The sequence below is a fragment of the Micromonospora sp. KC606 genome, assembly GCF_004348675.1.
Classification (GTDB): domain Bacteria; phylum Actinomycetota; class Actinomycetes; order Mycobacteriales; family Micromonosporaceae; genus Micromonospora.
Genome location: NZ_SMKN01000123.1, coordinates 1 through 17,390, shown reverse-complemented (window position 1 = coordinate 17,390; position 17,390 = coordinate 1). Strand labels below are relative to the sequence as shown.

General features: G+C 72.0%; 15 protein-coding genes and 1 pseudogene. 10 read left to right on the top strand and 6 right to left on the bottom strand.

What is annotated here, in order from left to right:
* Window positions 1-836: RIO1 family regulatory kinase/ATPase (locus E1193_RS21030; RefSeq protein ID WP_132184908.1), on the top strand; the 836-nt coding region annotated here is incomplete at its 5' end.
* 47 nt (window positions 837-883) lie between these two features.
* Here the strand turns inward: E1193_RS21030 and E1193_RS21025 are convergent.
* A complete protein-coding gene (locus E1193_RS21025) occupies window positions 884-1,132 on the bottom strand; it encodes a DUF2630 family protein (RefSeq protein ID WP_132184907.1) in 249 nt (82 codons plus the stop codon).
* A 429-nt stretch (window positions 1,133-1,561) separates the two neighbouring features.
* Here E1193_RS21025 and E1193_RS21020 point away from each other — a divergent pair, with 429 nt between their 5' ends.
* The 5 genes from E1193_RS21020 to E1193_RS21000 all read left to right on the top strand — a co-directional run bounded on the left by E1193_RS21020 (window position 1,562) and on the right by E1193_RS21000 (window position 7,064).
* A complete protein-coding gene (locus E1193_RS21020) occupies window positions 1,562-2,941 on the top strand; it encodes a cytochrome P450 (RefSeq protein WP_132184906.1) in 1,380 nt (459 codons plus the stop codon).
* A 287-nt stretch (window positions 2,942-3,228) separates the two neighbouring features.
* Complete coding sequence (locus tag E1193_RS21015) at window positions 3,229-5,577, top strand: nitrate- and nitrite sensing domain-containing protein (RefSeq protein WP_132184905.1); 2,349 nt, start codon at window positions 3,229-3,231, stop codon at window positions 5,575-5,577.
* Window positions 5,578-5,649: 72 nt separating this feature from the next.
* Window positions 5,650-6,084, top strand: a complete 435-nt coding sequence (locus E1193_RS21010; RefSeq protein WP_207922787.1) for a roadblock/LC7 domain-containing protein — start codon at window positions 5,650-5,652, stop codon at window positions 6,082-6,084.
* Between the two features lie 4 nt (window positions 6,085-6,088).
* Window positions 6,089-6,475 (top strand): DUF742 domain-containing protein, encoded by a 387-nt coding sequence (locus E1193_RS21005; RefSeq protein WP_132184904.1) that lies wholly within the window; start codon window positions 6,089-6,091, stop codon window positions 6,473-6,475.
* On the top strand, window positions 6,456-7,064 hold the full coding sequence (locus tag E1193_RS21000) for an ATP/GTP-binding protein (RefSeq protein WP_132184903.1): 609 nt from the start codon (window positions 6,456-6,458) through the stop codon (window positions 7,062-7,064). The genes E1193_RS21005 and E1193_RS21000 overlap by 20 nt, the downstream gene beginning before the upstream one ends.
* On the opposite strand, the gene E1193_RS32550 is transcribed toward E1193_RS21000, so the two are convergent.
* The 3 genes from E1193_RS32550 to E1193_RS20985 form a co-directional block, all read right to left on the bottom strand.
* The gene (locus E1193_RS32550) at window positions 7,003-7,632 is read right to left on the bottom strand and encodes a crosslink repair DNA glycosylase YcaQ family protein (protein ID WP_207922786.1); all 630 of its coding nucleotides are present in this window, start codon (window positions 7,630-7,632) and stop codon (window positions 7,003-7,005) included. The two genes, E1193_RS21000 and E1193_RS32550, sit on opposite strands and share 62 nt — an antisense overlap.
* Before the next feature lie 49 nt (window positions 7,633-7,681).
* Window positions 7,682-10,537 carry an aconitate hydratase gene (locus E1193_RS20990; protein ID WP_132184902.1) on the bottom strand — a complete coding sequence of 952 codons (2,856 nt, stop codon included), beginning with the start codon at window positions 10,535-10,537 and terminating at the stop codon, window positions 7,682-7,684.
* A gap of 200 nt (window positions 10,538-10,737) precedes the next feature.
* Entirely contained in the window at window positions 10,738-10,917 is a 180-nt protein-coding gene (locus tag E1193_RS20985) for a hypothetical protein (protein ID WP_207922788.1), read from the bottom strand.
* A 69-nt stretch (window positions 10,918-10,986) separates the two neighbouring features.
* On the opposite strand from E1193_RS20985, the gene E1193_RS20980 reads away from it, so the two are divergent.
* The 4 genes from E1193_RS20980 (at window position 10,987) to E1193_RS20965 (ending at window position 13,964) form a co-directional block, all read left to right on the top strand.
* On the top strand, window positions 10,987-11,649 hold the full coding sequence (locus E1193_RS20980; RefSeq protein WP_132184900.1) for a hypothetical protein: 663 nt from the start codon (window positions 10,987-10,989) through the stop codon (window positions 11,647-11,649).
* A gap of 37 nt (window positions 11,650-11,686) precedes the next feature.
* Window positions 11,687-12,076, top strand: a complete 390-nt coding sequence (locus E1193_RS20975; protein WP_132184899.1) for a hypothetical protein — start codon at window positions 11,687-11,689, stop codon at window positions 12,074-12,076.
* Between the two features lie 244 nt (window positions 12,077-12,320).
* Window positions 12,321-13,031, top strand: coding sequence for a cellulose binding domain-containing protein (locus E1193_RS20970; RefSeq protein ID WP_132184898.1), 711 nt, complete (start codon window positions 12,321-12,323; stop codon window positions 13,029-13,031).
* A 288-nt stretch (window positions 13,032-13,319) separates the two neighbouring features.
* Window positions 13,320-13,964 (top strand): cellulose-binding protein, encoded by a 645-nt coding sequence (locus E1193_RS20965; RefSeq protein WP_132184897.1) that lies wholly within the window; start codon window positions 13,320-13,322, stop codon window positions 13,962-13,964.
* A 217-nt stretch (window positions 13,965-14,181) separates the two neighbouring features.
* On the opposite strand, the gene E1193_RS20960 is transcribed toward E1193_RS20965, so the two are convergent.
* Window positions 14,182-16,074, bottom strand: coding sequence for a proline-rich domain-containing protein (locus E1193_RS20960; protein ID WP_132184896.1), 1,893 nt, complete (start codon window positions 16,072-16,074; stop codon window positions 14,182-14,184).
* 347 nt (window positions 16,075-16,421) lie between these two features.
* Window positions 16,422-17,390 (bottom strand): annotated as a pseudogene (locus tag E1193_RS32015) (hypothetical protein); the annotation flags it as partial.

The following is a 17,390-nucleotide window of genomic DNA, read 5'->3' as shown; positions in this document are numbered from 1 at the left end:
CCCCGGACCCCGACGCCCAGCCTGACCCCGACCCCGACGCCCAGCCCGACCAGCAGGATCGCTGGTCCTCCTGGGACCAGGCCGTGCACGGGCCGGAACCCCACCCGGCCTGGCTGGTCACCGAACTGGCCGCCCGGGACACCGAACTCGGTGTGCTCAAGACCGGCAAGGAGGCGGACGTCCACCTCGTCCGTCGGGCCGTGCCGGGCACCGACCGCTCCTGCCTGCTGGCCGCCAAACGCTACCGGGACGCGCAGCACCGCCTCTTCCATCGCGACGCCGGCTACCTGGAAGGGCGCCGGGTCCGGCGGTCCCGGGAGATGCGGGCGATGGTCGGGCGGACCGCCTTCGGGCGGCAGATGATCGCCGGGCAGTGGGCGGCGGCCGAGTTCGCCGCCCTGGCCCGGCTCTGGGAGGTCGGCGCCGCCACCGGCCGGATCGCCGTGCCGTACCCGGTCCAGCTGATCGGCACCGAGCTGATGTTGGAGTTCGTCGGTGACCCCGAGCAGGGTGCGGCGGCGCCCCGGCTGGCCCAGCTCCGCCCGGACGGCAGCGAACTGCGCTCCCTCTGGACGCAGCTGGTCGACGCCCTGGTCGTGCTGGCCCGCGCCGGGCATGCCCACGGCGACCTGTCGCCGTACAACCTGCTGGTGCACCGGGGCCGGCTCGTCATGATCGACCTGCCTCAGGTGGTCGACGTGGTGGCCAACCCGCAGGGGCCGGAGTTCCTGGTCCGCGACGTACGGGTGGTGGGTGCCTGGTTCACCGCGCGGGGACTGCCGGTCGACTCGGACGAGGTGGCCGCGATGCTGCTGCGCGAGGCCGGCATCCGGTGAGCCGGGGCGCCCCGGGAGCACCCCCCGGGGCGCCCGCCCCGCCGGCGCTACTGGAGGTAGCGCTCGACCGCTGGCAGCGGTCGAGCGCCCTGGGCCTCCGGGTCGCCGTGCGCCTGGCGGGCCGCCCGGCGGCGGCGCAGCAGGTCCCAGCACTGGTCCAGGGACTCCTCCAGCGCGCGCAGTCGCTCCCGGGCCTCGTCGTCGGTGCCGGCTTCGTGCTCCTGCGCCGCCGAGCGCAGCCGGTGCTCCTCGTCGACGAGCTCCGAGATCCGGTTCAGGATGTTCTTGTCGTCCATGCCCCTGAGCCTGGCACAGGGTGTTCCCGTGCGCCCGGGTTTGCCGGCCCGACAGCGCCGGGACGCCGGGCGCGCGCCGGGCGCGCCGGTTTCCTCGGGCGCCGGGTGGAACCCGCGGTGGGTTCGGCCGGGCGATGGTGACCGGGCGCATGACGTCGGTTACATTCCGGCGCTTGCCCTGAATTGCCGTTCGGTTGCCGGGCGGAACTTTGTCGGCGGGCGTCACCTGCGGATTTCCTTCGTCGGGCAGGGCTTCCCACCGTCTCTTGTGGAGATTTGTCTCCGGGATGGGAAACTCCTCCGGGCGGGATGTATGGAGAAAGGCTCGTCTTCGATGGCATGCTCTGCGGGACCGTGACGCGCGATGACCACGGGGGCACGCTGCGCAGTGCTGGCGTCGAGGCGGAGGAGGACCCGTGCAGGTGATCCGTGGCTGAGTCGCCCCCCAGCCCTCGCCCACCGTACGTCGCGCCGCTGCGCCGGACGCTGCCCGACCTGCTGCGCGACCCGCTCGGCACCCTGGTGGCCGTCGCCGACGCCGCGCCCGATCAGGTCGTCCGGCTCAACCTCGGCGCCTTCCGGCCGTACCTGGTCGCCGAGCCGGCGCACGTGCAGCACGTGCTGCGGGACAACGCGGCAAACTACACCCGCGCCGGCGCCGGCAGGCGGTGGGGGCGGGTGCGCCGGCAAGCCGGCGACGGGATCCTCTCCGTGGGCCAGGAGTGGGAGGAGAGCCGGCGGCGGCTCCAGCCGCACTTCACCGCGAAGCGGATCGACGCGGCGGTCGACGACCTCAGCCGCGCGATCAGCGACGCCGTCGACGAACTCACCAGTGCGGCCCGCGACGGCGCTCCGGTCGACGCCGCCGCCGAGGTCTCCCGGATCATCGGCCAGGCCGTCAGTCGGGTCTTCTTCGGCGGCAAGATTTCCGTCGCCGACGTGGCACGGGTGGTCGCCGGGCAGGACATCGCGGCCACCTCGCTGCACTACCGGCTGCTCGTCCCGTTCCTGCCGGAGGCGGTGCCGGTGCCCGGGGACCGGGCGTTCCGCCGTGCCGTTCGCAGCATCGACGAGATCCTGCTGCCACTGGTCCGCGCCGAGCGCGTCGGCGGCGACGGTGGAGACGACATCGTCGCAGCCCTGGCCCGGGCCCGTGACGCCCACGGCAACAAGCTGGACGAGCGGCGCATCCGCGACGACCTGCTGGCCGTCCTCGTCGCCACCACCGAGACGCCCCACGTGGTGCTCACCTGGCTGTTCCCCCTGCTGGAGCAGCTTCCCGACGTCGCCGCGACGCTCTACGAGGAGATCGACCGGGTGATCGGCCCCGGCGACGTGGTCGGCCGGGAACAGCTCGGCCAGCTCCACTACACCCGGATGGTCCTCGACGAGCTGCTCCGGGCGTACCCGTCGGACTGGTTGGTGCCCCGCACGGCGATCGCCGACGACGTCATCGGCGGCACCCGGATCAAGGCCGGCGGAACCGTCCTCCTCAGCCCGTACGTCACCCAGCGGCTCGCCCGGTTCTGGCGGCGGCCGGAGGCCTTCGACCCGGAACGGTTCGCCCCAGGACGGCCGGGGTGGGCCCACCAGTACGCCTACTACCCGTTCGGGGGCGGCGTCCACCAGTGCCTCGGGCAGCACCTCTTTCCGCTGGAGGCGTCGCTGGTCGTGGCGACGCTGTTCAGCCGGTTCCGGTACCGGCTCTGCGAGCCCGGCATGCCGACCCCGCGCCTCGCCGCCTCGCTGCGTCCCCGGGAACGGGTGCCGCTGATGCTCACCCCGCACCGGCAACCGGCCCTGGTCTGACCGTGACCCGTGAGCTCGACCCCGCCGCCGGTGCCACCGGCAGACCACCCCGGACTGTCCACTGTGGCATGACAAGGATCTCTACCACCCTGCCACGATCGCCCGTTCGGCGGTCCTCGCTGCCGTGTGCTCGCAGGTGAGCGCAGTTGCGACCACTTCCTTACCCGGTTTGTCCCTCGATCGGCACTGCTTGAGTAAGGTTCCGGACACTGCTAGCGTGCGCCGGGGCCGGCGTTGCGCTTTCGGCCAATCCGAAATGTGCACCAGGACCGGCGAGGGACGGTGTGATGGGTTCCCGCAGTGCAAGTCTGCGCGCCAGGGTGGTGGCGGTGCTGGTCGCACTGGCCGCGCTCTGGGCGTTCGCTGCCTGGGAGACCCTGCGGGACGGTCACACCGTCCTCAGTGTGCAGACCCTCGACGCCAAAGTGGCCGAGCCGGGCGAGGCACTGCGTGCCGAGCTGCAACGGGAACGCCGGATGTCGGTGGCCCACCTGGGCCGACCGAGCCAGGAGCAGGCGCAGGCGCTGCGCGTCCAACGTCAGCGCAGCGAGGAGCTGGCCGCCGCCTTCACCGAGTCGGCCCGGGGCTGGCGGGCCCGGCTCGCCTCCTCTGACGAGCTGGCGCGGCGCATCGACGACGTCGCCGCCCGGCTCGGCTCGCTCGGGCCGGTCCGCGACGCCGTCGCCGGCGGGTCCGTGGACCGGGCCGGCGCCGCCGGGGCGTTCACGGCCGTTCTGGACTCGCTGTTCCGGGTGGACACCGCCCTCGGCAGGCTCGCCGACGAGCGGGTCGCCAAGGACAGCGGCACCCTCATCCAGCTGGTCCGGGTGCGCGAGCTGATGGCCCAGGAGGACGCGCTCTTCGCCGGGGTGGCGGCCGCTGGCCGGGCCAACGACAGGGAGTACGCCCAGTTCGCCCACCTGGTCGGCGCGCAGCGGTTCCTGGCCGCCGAGGCGCTGGCCGAGCTGCCCGCCGCCGACCGCGACCGGTACCTCGGCATGCTCCAGGGCCAGTCCTTCAGCCGGTTGCGGACCCTGGAGGACCGGCTGATCCGCGACGGCCGCCCCAACGGTTCGCTGCCGGTGGACGCCGCCGACTGGCAGGCGGCCGTCGACGCCGCACTCGACGAGCAGGAGGCCGTGATGCTGGCCAGCGGGTCCGCGCTGGTCGACCGGGCCACCCCGGTGGCGGTCTGGATGATCATCCGGATGGTGCTCGCCGCCGGTCTGGGTCTGGTCCTGGTCATCGCCTCGGTGGTCGGCGCGGTCACCACCGCCCGTGTGCTGAATCGGCGGCTGCGAGAGCTCCGCGAGGCCGCCCTCCGGCTGGAGGTGTTCCTCAGCCTCGCCCGGCGTACCCAGGCCCAGGTCCGTCGCCAGCTCACCCTGCTCGACGCGATGCAGCGGCGGGTGCACGACGCGGAGGAGCTGGAGGACCTGTTCCGGGTCGACCACCTGGCCACCCGGATGCGGCGCAACGCCGAGAACCTGATCGTGCTCGCCGGCTCCACGCCGGGCCGCGCCTGGCGACGCCACGTGCCCATGGTGGACGTGGTCCGCGGCGCGGTCGCCGAGGTCGAGGACTACACCCGGGTCGAGGTGGCGCCGCTGGGGCCGATCACGCTCGCCGGGCGGGCGGTGGGCGACGTCATCCACCTGCTGGCCGAGCTGATCGAGAACGGGCTGACCTTCTCCCCGCCGCACACCTCGGTAAAGGTGCGCGGGCAACAGGTGGCCGACGGCTTCACCATCGAAGTCGAGGACCGGGGCCGTGGTATGACCGCGGCGGAGCTGACCGCGGCCAACCAGCGGATCGTGGACCGCTCCGAGCTGAACCTAACCAACACCTCCCGGCTCGGCCTGTACGTGGTGAGCCGACTGACCGAGCGGCACGGCGTCCAAGTGCGGCTCACGGAGTCGCCGTACGGGGGCGTCACCGCCGTCGTGCTCATCCCTGGCGCGTTGGTCGAGGTGGGCGAGGACCGGAACGCCTCCGGTGCCGCGACGGTGCCGGCTCGGCCTGTCGAGAAGACGGTGCCGCCGCGGACCGGCCGGCCCGATGTGCCCATCGGAGAGCGGACGCCGCCCGCCGCCGGGGACGGGGCACGGGCCGACCCGTCGGCGCTGCCGGTCCGGCCACGGCGCGCGTCGACCGCGGGCGAGTCGGCACGGCCGACCCGCGCTCGGACCGGCTCCGACCGGGGAGCACTGAACGGACACACCGTGCCGATCGCCCTGCCGACCGCCCGACCGGTCCCGCCCGCCGCGAACTCGGCCCAGGTCCCGGCCGACGCGGACGCCGGCGCGGGCGGCATCGGGGACCGGGACGGCGTGGCCAGCGCCGGACCCAGGAGAGCCCTCAACGACGGGCCGATGACCGGTGCGGGCCTGCCGGTACGGGTCCGACAGGCGAGCATCGCCCCGGAACTGCGGGGCGGGCCAGTGCACGACGCCCCGGACCCGGCAACCGACGAGCAGCAGCCGCGCCCGCCGGAGCAGGTGCGCCAGATGATGAGCGCGTACCAGACCGGCACCCGACGCGGCCGGGCCGACGCCGTCCGACTGCTCGGCGGGTCCGCCCCCGCCGAGGCGCGCACGGGCGGCGGGCCGAGCCCGGGGGACGGATCAGAAACCTGACGACGGCGCGCCGGCCAGGCCGGACGCGACGGCACACGGCAACTGGAGCAACGGCGACACCAACCGGGGGAGATGAGGACGCGAGTGGGGCAGAAGACGGCTTCGAGTGCCGACCTGACGTGGCTGCTGGACGATCTGGTCGGCCGGGTGAAGCAGGCTGAACACGCCGTGGCGCTCTCCTCGGACGGCCTGCTGATGGCCTCGTCCCGAGGGCTCAGCCGCGACGACGGCGAACACCTGGCGGCGATGGCCGCCGGCATCCAGAGCCTGGCCCGGGGCGCGGGCAAGCGGTTCGGCGGCGGGCAGGTCCAGCAGACCATCATCGAGATGCAGTCGTCGTTCCTCTTCGTCACGGCGGCCGGGCGCAACGCCTGCCTGGCGGTGCTCGCCGACGAGGATGCGGACGTCGGGCTAATCGCGTACGAGATGGCGATGCTGGTGACCCGGGTGGGCGCCTTCGTCGCCTCGCCCACCCGGGGGATCGATCAGCCGACCGGCGGGAAGTAGCAGGATGGCGGTCGAGGACGACTCCGCCGAGGACAGGTGGGTCGACGACCACGCGGGCCCGGTAGTCCGACCGTACGCCGTGACCGGCGGCCGGGCCCGACCGGTAACCGGCACGTTCGACCTGATCTCCCTGGTGATGGCGACCCGGCCGGACGCCGGTGGCGAGTCCGGGTTGGGCCCGGAGCACGTGGCGATCGTCGCGCTCTGCCAGCGGATGCAGTCCGTGGCGGAGGTCGCCGCCCATCTCAACCTGCCGGTGGGCACCGTCCGGGTCCTCCTGGGCGACCTGATGGCACGCGACCTGTTGAAGGTCCGGCCACCCGGAGGCGGCGCCGGCGTACCCGATGAGAGCGTTTTCGAGGCGGTTATCAATGGACTACGGGCACTCTGAGCGGGCGGCCGGAGCGCCGTCCCTGCCCACCGCGATCAAGATCCTGATCGCCGGTGGTTTCGGGGTGGGTAAGACCACGCTGGTCGGCGCGGTGAGCGAGACCAAGCCGCTGCGCACCGAGGAGGTGCTGACCGAGACAGGTGTCGGGATCGACGACCTCTCCGGCGTGGAGGGCAAGACCACCACCACGGTGGCGATGGACTTCGGCCGGATCACCATCAGCGACGACCTGGTGCTCTACCTCTTCGGCACCCCCGGGCAGGACCGGTTCTGGTTCGTCTGGGACGAACTGGCCCTCGGGGCGATCGGCGCGGTCGTGCTGGCCGACACCCGGCGGCTGGCCGACTGCTTCCCGTCGATCGACTACTTCGAGGAGCGCGACACGCCCTTCGTGGTGGCGGTGAACTGCTTCGACGGGGCCCGGCAGTACCGGCTGGACGAGGTGCAGGCGGCGCTCAACCTCGACCCGGGGGTGCCGGTGATGCTCTGCGACGCCCGGCGGCGGGAATCGGCCCGGGACGTGCTCATCACGCTGCTGGAACATGCGATGAAGACCCGCGAGGCCCGCCGCCGTAGCATCGAGGGCTGAGCCGGCGACGCTGCTGGTTGGACCCTCGGGGAACACCCAGGGCACTCTCGGCCTCACCCATCCGGCGAGAGTGGGATCTTCCGCCGGTGTCGTGAACCTCGTCGGCCTCATCGAACCCGCGGTCGTCGGTGGTCGGACGCCGCTGTGCCGGCTCGATCCGTCGCCAGCCGTCGAAGTCCTCGCGCACGCCGGCCTCGCCCGGCACGCCGGCGAGCGCGACCGAACGGTACGCCGCCAGCTGTTCGGCCTGCTCGACGACCGCTCGGCGCCGGCCGTCGGGCAGCTTCTCCCAGGGGCGGACGGCGACGGTCAGCCGGCTGCCGGACTTGCGGGGGCGCCAGGTGCCGACCAACTCGCCGTCGACCAGGACGGCGCCGGGTCGGCCCAGCACCGGCCACAGCTCTTTGGCGTGCGCGGCCTCCGGCACCAGGGTGGCCCGGTCCCGGGTCAGCGGACGATGACCATTCCGCCACACCACGCACGGCCCGCGACAGATCTGGGCGGCTGGAGCGCCCTCCCCGCTGATCACGATCGCGGAGGCGAGCAGTTGCCGGCGGGAACGCGCCACGGCCCCCTCCCGCTGGTCGCGGGAAGGGGCCGTGGAAACGGTACGGACGTCAGCCGGCGATCATGCGGCGCAGCACGTACTGCAGGATGCCGCCGTGGCGGTAGTAGTCCGCCTCGCCAGGGGTGTCGATCCGCACCACGGCCTCGAACTCCACACCGGTTTCGGTGCTCACCCGCACCGTACGCGGGGTCCGGCCGTCGTTCAGCTCGGTCACGCCGGTGATGGAGAAGGTCTCCGTGCCGGTCAGGCCCAGCGACTCGGCGTTCTCGCCGGTCGGGAACTGCAACGGCAGGACGCCCATGCCGATCAGGTTGGAACGGTGGATCCGCTCGTACGACTCGGCGATGACCGCCTTGACGCCGAGGAGCATGGTGCCCTTGGCCGCCCAGTCGCGCGACGACCCGGAGCCGTACTCCTTGCCGGCCAGGATGACCAGCGGGACACCGGCCTCCTGGTAGGCCATCGAGGCGTCGTAGATGGAGGTCTGCTCGCCGGTCAGATGGTTGACCGTGAAGCCGCCCTCCACGCCGGGGACGAGTTGGTTGCGCAGCCGGATGTTGGCGAAGGTGCCCCGGATCATCACCTCGTGGTTTCCCCGCCGGGAACCGTACGAGTTGAACTCGTGGCGCGGCACGCCGTGCTCGGCGAGGTACTTCCCGGCGGGGGAGTCGGCCTTGATCGAGCCGGCCGGGGAGATGTGGTCGGTGGTGACCGAGTCGCCCAGCCTGGCCAGCACCCGGGCACCGGCGATGTCCTGCACCGGCTGTGGGTCCTTCGCCATGCCCTCGAAGTACGGGGGCTTGCGGACGTAGGTGGACTCGCTCTCCCAGGCGAAGGTGTCACCGGTCGGGGTCGGCAGCGACTGCCACCGCTCGTCGCCGGCGAACACGTCGGCGTACGCCGCGCTGAAGCCCGTCGCGCCGATCGCCGAGGCGATGACGTCCTGGATCTCGGCGCTGCTCGGCCAGATGTCGCGCAGGAAGACCGGGTCGCCCGCGGTGTCCTCGCCGATCGGCTCGTTGGCCAGGTCGATGTCCATCGTGCCGGCCAGGGCGTACGCCACCACCAGCGGCGGGGAGGCCAGGTAGTTCATCTTGACGTCCGGGTTGATCCGGCCCTCGAAGTTCCGGTTGCCGGACAGCACCGACACGACGGCCAGGTCGCCGTCGTTGACCGCGGCGGAGACCTCCTCCGGCAGCGGGCCGGAGTTGCCGATGCAGGTGGTGCAGCCGTAGCCGACCAGGTTGAAGCCGAGCTTCTCCAGGTACGGCGTGAGGCCGGCGCGGTCGTAGTAGTCCATGACGACCTTGGAGCCCGGGGCCAGGGTCGTCTTGACCCACGGCTTGCGGGCCAGGCCCCTGTCCACCGCGTTGCGGGCCAGCAGCGCGGCCCCGATCATGACCTGCGGGTTGGAGGTGTTGGTGCAGGAGGTGATAGCGGCGATCACCACCGCGCCGTGGTCCAGCTCGTACTCGACGCCGTCGGCGCTGGTCACCCGGACCGGGTTGCTGGCGCGCCCGCCGGCACCCACGGCTGCGGTCTCCAGGTCGCGGGGGGCGTCGGCGGGGTCGTTGACCCCGTTGGCGGGGGAGTCGCTGGCCGGGAAGGACTCGGCGCTGGCCTCGTCCGCCGGGCCCTCGGCGCCGAACGGCTTCTCCAGTTGCGGCACCCCGGGCTTGCGGCCCGGGTCGCCACCGGTCTCGTCGGCGGCCACGTAGTCGCCCAGCGCCGCGCGGAACAGCGTCTTGGCGCTGCCCAGGGGCACCCGGTCCTGCGGGCGCTTCGGGCCGGCCAGGGACGGCTCGATGGTGCCCAGGTCGAGCTCCAGCCGCTCGGAGTACTCGGGCTCGTGACCCGGGTCGTGCCAGAGGCCCTGTTCCTTGGCGTACGCCTCGACCAGCGCCACCTGCTGCGGGTCGCGGCCGGTCAGCTCCAGGTACCGGATGGTCTCGGCGTCGATCGGGAAGATCGCGACGGTGGAGCCGTACTCCGGGGACATGTTGCCGATGGTGGCGCGGTTGGCCAGCGGCACGGCGCTCACACCCGGGCCGTAGAACTCGACGAACTTGCCGACCACCCCGTGCTTGCGCAGCATCTCGGTGATGGTGAGCACCAGGTCGGTGGCGGTGGTGCCGGCCGGCATCGAGCCTGCGAGCTTGAAGCCGACGACCCGCGGGATGAGCATGCTGACCGGCTGGCCGAGCATCGCGGCCTCGGCCTCGATGCCGCCGACACCCCAGCCCAGCACGCCCAGGCCGTTGACCATCGTGGTGTGCGAGTCGGTGCCGACCACGGTGTCCGGGTACGCCTGGCCGTTGCGCTCCATGATCGTACGGGCCAGGTACTCGATGTTGACCTGGTGCACGATGCCGGTGCCCGGCGGGACGACCTTGAACTCGTTGAACGCGGTCTGGCCCCAGCGCAGGAACTGGTAGCGCTCCTTGTTGCGCTGGTACTCCAGCTCGACGTTGCGCTCGAAGGCGTCCGCACGGCCGAACAGGTCGGCGATGACGGAGTGGTCGATGACCAGCTCGGCCGGCGCGAGTGGGTTGACCTTGGTGGCGTCGCCGCCGAGGTCGCGGACGGCCTCCCGCATGGTGGCCAGGTCGACCACGCAGGGTACGCCGGTGAAGTCCTGCATGAGCACCCGTGCCGGGGTGAACTGGATCTCCACGCTCGGGTCGGCGCCGGGGTCCCAGGCGCCGAGCTGGCGGATGTGGTCGGCGGTGATGTTCGCGCCGTCCTCGGTCCGCAGCAGGTTCTCCAGCAGGATCTTCAGGCTGTAGGGCAGCCGGTCGTGCCCCTTCACCCGGTCGATCCGGAAAATCTCGTAGCTCGCGTCTTCGACGCGTAGCTGGGTCTTCGCACCGAAGGTGTCGAGGCTCGCCACGTCGTACTCCTTCACACCAGCGACCGTGAGTAGTCCTGAGCAGTCTTTCGCACCGGCCGGAGCGCCGCCGAGGTTAGGTGACACTTACCGCCGATTCTCGTCATCAACAAAACCGTACGTCCGTCTTGCTTTCTGTGCAAGCTGGTGCCGGTGGTCGGCACGAGGGCCAGCGCGAGCCCCGCCGGCGGGCGCCCGAGCGCGGGGACGGCCCGCGGTCAGTCGCCCCCGTCGGCCGGCGTGCCACCCCCGGAGGCCTGCGCGTGCCGATCGCGCAGCCGGGCCCGGATCTCCTCCGGGGTGTACGCCTGCCGGCGCCGCTCGGCGCGGGCGATCACCACGCCGGACGCCGCGACGCCGGCCAGGCCGGCCAGACCGAGGACCTTCCACCACCGCATCCGCTGCCGCATCGGCCTAGGGTAGTGGTCCATGAGCGAGCGAAGCACGGGCGTGGGCGGGGTGGCGTCGTGAGCATCAGCCTGGACGAGGCCGTCGAGCTGACCCGTACCGGGGACGTGTGGGTGTTCCGGGGGCGCAGCGCGCCCGACCGGGCCATCCAGCTCACCACCAACAGCCCGGTGAACCACGTCGGCATGGCCGTGGTGCTCGACGACATGCCGCCGCTGCTGTGGCACGCCGAGCTCGGCCGGTCGCTGCCGGACATGTGGACGGGCGCCCACCAGCGCGGCGTGCAGCTGCACGACCTGCGTGACGCGGTCTGCGTCTGGGCCAACCGGTACGGCCAGCGGGCCTGGCTGCGCCAGCTCGAACCCTCGGCCGACCCGGATCGGGAGCAGGCGGTGCTGCGTACCATCGCGCGACTCGACGGCACGCCATTTCCCAGCACGGCCCAGCTCGCCTGGCGCTGGGCCCGGGGGCGGGTGCCCCGGGTGCGGCTGACGCGCCCCGGCCGGCGGGACGCGTCCCGAGCGTCGGTGCCCGACCGGGCGTTGGAGAGCGCGTACTGCGCCGAGGTGGTGGCGGTGACCTACGAGGCGATGGGGCTGCTGCCGTCCGGCCGACGTCCGAACTGGTACGACCCGGGCCGGTTCTGGAGCGGCGACGACCTGGACCTGACCGGCGGCGCCAGGCTCGGCACGGAGATCGAGGTCAGCATCCCCCCGCGGTGAGGTTTGCCGTGGCCCGCGGCCGGCAATCAGGGAGCCCGTGAGCACCTCCACCTCCCTCGGCACGCTGACCGACTTCTTCGACCGGTACGGCGTGGCGCTCATAACCGGTGACCTGCCCACCATCGCCGGTTGCTACGCGTTGCCCGGGCTGGTGGTCGCCGACACCTACAGCTTCTCGTTCTCCACCGTCGCCGCGGTCGCGCTCTCCTTCGTCGGCGCCGCGCCCGACTACCAGCAGCGGGAGCTGGTCGCGGCGAACGCCCTCATCGAGGACGTCGAGCCGGTCTCGGCGTTGCTCGCGATGGTGGCGGTGCAGTGGGAGTTCCTGGACAGCCAGGGTCGGGCGGTACCCGGCGAGCGGTACCGTTACCTGCTGCGCGCCACCGACGACGGACCGGTCATCTGCACGGTCGTCCGCACCGGCTGATCCGCTCGACCGGCCGGAGTCGTCGTCGGCCCGCACGTCGTGCCCGAGCTGGCCGCCGACCGAGGGGCCGGGTGAGCACGTGCCGCCTTCCCGACCGGCGGGAGGGCGGTGCCGTATGGACAGCAGGCGGGATCACCCCTTTCCGGCCATGCCGAAGATCGGTACGCTCTCGGGCGGCACCCGATGAAGGAGGGGCATGTCCGGCAGGCGTCGTGCACGATCGCCACTGGGTGGTTTGCTGCAGATGGCATGGTCCCCCTGGGTGGTGGTCGTCGCCGGGGTGGTGGCACTGCTGTCCTTGCAGGTTGTCGCGCTGCTCTCCGTTCCGGGCGGGGAACGGTTCCACACCCGGCCGCCGGAGCCGGTGCAGACCATCCCGCTACCGGATCTGCCGCCCCCGTCGGCGCCGACCCGCGTCGCGGCGACGCTGCCCCTGCCGCCGTCGCCCGGCATCACGCCCCGCCGCACCGAGCCGTCCCTGGGCGAGGTGGGCGGCACCGGCGCGCAGGCCCCGCCGGCCTCGTCCGGAGGCGGCGCCGGGCCGGGCGCGGTCCCGCCGCCGGCACCCGCCCCGTCCACTAAGGCGCCGCCGACGTCTCCGTCCAGGCCGGGGTATCCGCCGCCCGCTGCCGCGCCGTCGGTGACCGGCCGCTACAGCAAGCTCAACGACTACGGCGACGCGTTCATCGGTGAGGTGCTGCTGACCAACACCACGTCGGGGTCTCGGTCGTGGACGGTCCGGCTGGTGCTGCCCCGGGGTCGGCTGGTCACCGCCTGGGTCGAGGGCGCGCCGCAGGGGTCGGCCCGGATGTCCGACGGTGTATTCACGTACACCAGCGGGGTGGACCTGGGCCCCCGTGACACGGTGCCGTTGCGGTTCCACTTCGAGCAGACCGGCGGCAACAACCGCCCGAGCAGCTGCACGGTCAACGGGGTCACCTGCTCCGGCCGCTGATCCCGCCCGTTTCCGCCCTGGTCGACCCGCTCGGCCGGGGCGTCATCCTCAGGTCGGCGGGGACGGGCGGTACCGGGGTCGAACCGACGTCGTCCGGTCGGTCGGGTTCGCCGGCTGGCCCCTGCTGGGAATCCTGCCTGCGGGATTTTAGCTGGTAGCTTGGCGCTGCCCGACCGTCAGGATGCTCGGGTCATCGGTCGCGTGCTTCCCTCGCCGCCGATCGTCGCCATGCTCCCGCGACGGGGCCGACCAGGGAGGCTTATGTCTGGCACGCCGCGCAGCCGATCCGTGTCCCTTCGCTCGCTGCCCTGGCTCGTGGTGGTCGTCGGAGTGGCCGTCATGGTGCTGCTGCTGGTGGTCGCCCTGGGGTCGGCCGGCGGCCGTCGGCCGGTGGCCGACCTCCCGCCACCCGCTCCGGCCATGTCGCTGCCGAATCTGTCGGCCGCCGCCCCATCGCTGCCCCTGAACACCGACACCGCGCCGGCGGTGCCGGGGCTCCTGCCCCGGTCGGTCGTTGCGCCCAGTCCTTCGGTGTCGAGCCCGCCGGCCATCCCCGGCGGGGATGCCGCCCCGCCGTCCGTGTCGACCACGCCACCGGCGTCGCCGTCCCCGGTGCTGTCGGTGATCGGCCGGTTCCGGGTGGTGGCGGACTACGGTGACTCCTTCGCGGGGGAGGTGCTGCTGACCAACATCACGTCGGGGGCTCGATCGTGGACGGTCCGGCTGGCGCAGCCGCGGGGCCGGTTGGGGGGCGTCTGGGTGGAGAGCGCGCCGCAGGGCACCGCGAGGGTGCGCGACGGGGTCCTCACCTACACCGGCGGGGTGGACCTGGCCGCCCGCGGATCGGTGCAGTTGCGGTTCGTGTTCGAGAACACCGGTGGGGCCCTGCCGTCGGGCTGCACGGTCAACGGCTCCACCTGCTCGGGTCTCTGAGCCGGCACGGCCTTCCTGGCCGACTCGACGCGGGCGGACCGCCGCCGTCCACGTGGCACGGCGTCGTTCCGAGCTAGCGGCACCCTCACCGTGCCCGCCGCAGTGTGACGGTCTTCGTCCAGCAGTGTGACCGTCTTCGTCCAGCGCTGAAGCCGGAGCGCGATCCGGCCCCCTGCCACCGGGTGGCAGGGGGCCGGCGACAGCAGTCGCCCGTCGGTCAGTTGAAGCAGTCTTTGGTGGTGCCGGCGCAGTTGGTGGGGTCGTTGTCGGTGATGGTGGTTTTGTGGTCGAGTCGGATCTTGCCGTTGTTGTTGAGGATGCCGCCGGCGACGCGGTGGGTTTTGCTGGTGTCGGTGGCGGTGTTCTTGGTGACGTGGGTGGTGGTGAGGGTGGCGGTGGCTTTGTTGTTGAAGATGCCGCCGCCGTTGAGGGCGGTGTTGCCCTTGATGTCGGTGTCGCGCAGGGTGAGGTTGGCGTTGTCGCTGGGGCCTTCTGGTTTGTTCTGGAAGCCGCCTTCGACGGTGGGTTGGTGGGTGTCGCCGTTGAAGATGCCGCCGCCGAATTGGCCGGCGGTGTTGAGGGCGATGGTGCTGTGGTTGATGGTGGCGGTGGCTTCTGGCTGGTGGTTGTCGTTGCGGTGGGCGGTGTGGTGGTTGCCGCCGGTGTTGACGATGCCGCCGCCGTGGTGGCTGGCGTGGTTCTTGGCGATGGTGACGTGGTCGAGGTGCAGGTCGGTGTCGACGGCGTGGATCCCACCACCACTGTGGCAGGCCTTGTTCTCCTTGAGGTGAGCCCAGGCGATCTTGACGAAACCGCCCGCGGTGGAGACCCCGCCGCCGTCGCGGTCGGCGGTGTTGCCCTCGATGGTGCTCTTGTAGATCTCGACCGTGCCGGCCTCGTTGTGGCTCTGCGGGTGGAAGCCGCCCTTGCCCTTGCCCCGGCCGTTGGCGACGGCGCCGCCGTCGCCGCCGGCGGTGTTGTGGGTGAGGTGGGATCCGGTGATCTCGAGGACGCCGGCGGTGAAGACGGCGCCGCCGTTGGTGCGGGCGTGGTTGTTCTCCAGCTTGCTGTCGTGGATGTCGACCCGGCCGTAGTTGGCGATCGCCCCGCCGTTGCCCTCGGCGTTGTTGCCGACCAGGGTGGTCTTTTCCAGGTGGGCGGCGCCACCCCGCTCCACCAGCAGCGCGCCTCCGTCGGAGGTGGTGTCGAGCTGCCTGCCGGAACCCTGCGGGCCGCTCGCGGCCTGCGCGGGGCCGGCGGCCTGCGGGGCCCTCGCGACCTGAGCGGCGCCGGCGGCCTGAGGAGCCTTCGCGGCCTGCGTGGCCGGGGCGGCATTTGCGGCCAGGGCGGCCTGCGGGGCCTTCGCGATCTGAGCGGCGCCGGCGGCCGGAGCACCCTGCCCGCCGGGAAGCTGCGGGAAACCGGGTACCGGCCCGACGCCCGGAACCTGGGGAGGCTGCCCCACCGAGGGCTGCCCGGTCGAGGGCTGGGGACCGCCGTCCGGGGCCTGGGGCCCGCCGGGGGTCTGCGGGCCTCGGGGCGCCCCGTACTTGAAGGAGGCGGCGTTGCCACCCTTGAGGGTGACGTCCTCCAGGGTCAGGTCCCCACCGTCGGCGACGGTGAACAGGCGGAAGTTGGTCTCGGAATCCCGCTTGATCGTGGAGTCCTGCCCCTTGATGGTGATCTCCTGCCGGATCGTTGGCAGAGCCGAGCCGGTTTCTCGGTCATAGCGGTCCAGCTCGTAGGTGCAGTGCGGGGCCAGCTTCAACGTGCCGCCGTGATCCCGGTTGGCCTGGTCGATCGCCTCGATCAGCTTCTCCTCGTCGCAGGGCACCTGCCGGGCCTTCCCGTGGTCCCTGTCCCGGTCACCCCTGTCCCGCTCGTCACGGTTCCGATCGCTCTGGTCGTCCTTGAGTTGCTGAGCCGTCGACCACTTGACGTCCGCCAGCCGGAGTGGCCCGCTCGCCCCGGTGGCCGCGTAGGCCACTCCGGCGAGGCCGACCGCTCCGGTCAGACCGGCGACACCCGTGGCGAGCCAGCGCCGGCGACGGCGGAGCGAGGAGGTCGTCTCACGGCCGGCGTCCTCGTTGTTGCGAAGGTAGTTGGACATCGGAGCTCTCTGCCCTCTCTGTACCAGACAAGGCGGCTTCGCCGCAGCGAGGCGGCCTTGGCTACAAATCGGTTGTAGCTGCTGAACAACACCGTATGGGAGTTTTATTCATCTGGCGGGCATACGCGAAAAAAGCCCGCATTGAGAATGCGGGCGTATGCGTGGGACAGAGCCGCGGCGGAGGGCTGCGTCTGGGCGTCGATGGCATGCGCAGGCACAAAGTGGCCGCGTCGGCCCAGGCGCCGCGGAGGGTGGGAGCCGGCACCGGCCGGCGGTGGCGACGAGCCGGCACCGGCCGGTGGTGGGGCCTCCCCGACGGGTGGGCCCCACCACCGGACCAGGTGTGGTCAGTTGAAGCAGTCTTTGGTGGTGCCGGCGCAGTTGGTGGGGTCGTTGTCGGTGATGGTGGTTTTGTGGTCGAGTCGGATCTTGCCGTTGTTGTTGAGGATGCCGCCGGCGACGCGGTGGGTTTTGCTGGTGTCGGTGGCGGTGTTCTTGGTGACGTGGGTGGTGGTGAGGGTGGCGGTGGCTTTGTTGTTGAAGATGCCGCCGCCGTTGAGGGCGGTGTTGCCCTTGATGTCGGTGTCGCGCAGGGTGAGGTTGGCGTTGTCGCTGGGGCCTTCTGGTTTGTTCTGGAAGCCGCCTTCGACGGTGGGTTGGTGGGTGTCGCCGTTGAAGATGCCGCCGCCGAATTGGCCGGCGGTGTTGAGGGCGATGGTGCTGTGGTTGATGGTGGCGGTGGCTTCTGGCTGGTGGTTGTCGTTGCGGTGGGCGGTGTGGTGGTTGCCGCCGGTGTTGACGATGCCGCCGCCGTGGTGGCTGGCGTGGTTCTTGGCGATGGTGACGTGGTCGAGGTGCAGGTCGGTGTCGACGGCGTGGATCCCACCACCACTGTGGCAGGCCTTGTTCTCCTTGAGGTGAGCCCAGGCGATCTTGACGAAACCGCCCGCGGTGGAGACCCCGCCGCCGTCGCGGTCGGCGGTGTTGCCCTCGATGGTGCTCTTGTAGATCTCGACCGTGCCGGCCTCGTTGTGGCTCTGCGGGTGGAAGCCGCCCTTGCCCTTGCCCCGGCCGTTGGCGACGGCGCCGCCGTCGCCGCCGGCGGTGTTGTGGGTGAGGTGGGATCCGGTGATCTCGAGGACGCCGGCGGTGAAGACGGCGCCGCCGTTGGTGCGGGCGTGGTTGTTCTCCAGCTTGCTGTCGTGGATGTCGACCCGGCCGTAGTTGGCGATCGCCCCGCCGTTGCCCTCGGCGTTGTTGCCGACCAGGGTGGTCTTTTCCAGGTGGGCGGCGCCACCCCGCTCCACCAGCAGCGC

Coding starts and splice junctions, on each gene's coding strand:
- E1193_RS21025 (WP_132184907.1), bottom strand. CDS start 1,132: ATGGACGACAAGAACATCCTGAACCGGATCTCGGAGCTCGTCGACGAG.
- E1193_RS21015 (WP_132184905.1), top strand. CDS start 3,229: ATGGGTTCCCGCAGTGCAAGTCTGCGCGCCAGGGTGGTGGCGGTGCTG.
- E1193_RS21010 (WP_207922787.1), top strand. CDS start 5,650: ATGAGGACGCGAGTGGGGCAGAAGACGGCTTCGAGTGCCGACCTGACG.
- E1193_RS21005 (WP_132184904.1), top strand. CDS start 6,089: ATGGCGGTCGAGGACGACTCCGCCGAGGACAGGTGGGTCGACGACCAC.
- E1193_RS21000 (WP_132184903.1), top strand. CDS start 6,456: ATGGACTACGGGCACTCTGAGCGGGCGGCCGGAGCGCCGTCCCTGCCC.
- E1193_RS20985 (WP_207922788.1), bottom strand. CDS start 10,917: ATGCGGTGGTGGAAGGTCCTCGGTCTGGCCGGCCTGGCCGGCGTCGCG.
- E1193_RS20970 (WP_132184898.1), top strand. CDS start 12,321: ATGGCATGGTCCCCCTGGGTGGTGGTCGTCGCCGGGGTGGTGGCACTG.
- E1193_RS20960 (WP_132184896.1), bottom strand. CDS start 16,074: ATGTCCAACTACCTTCGCAACAACGAGGACGCCGGCCGTGAGACGACC.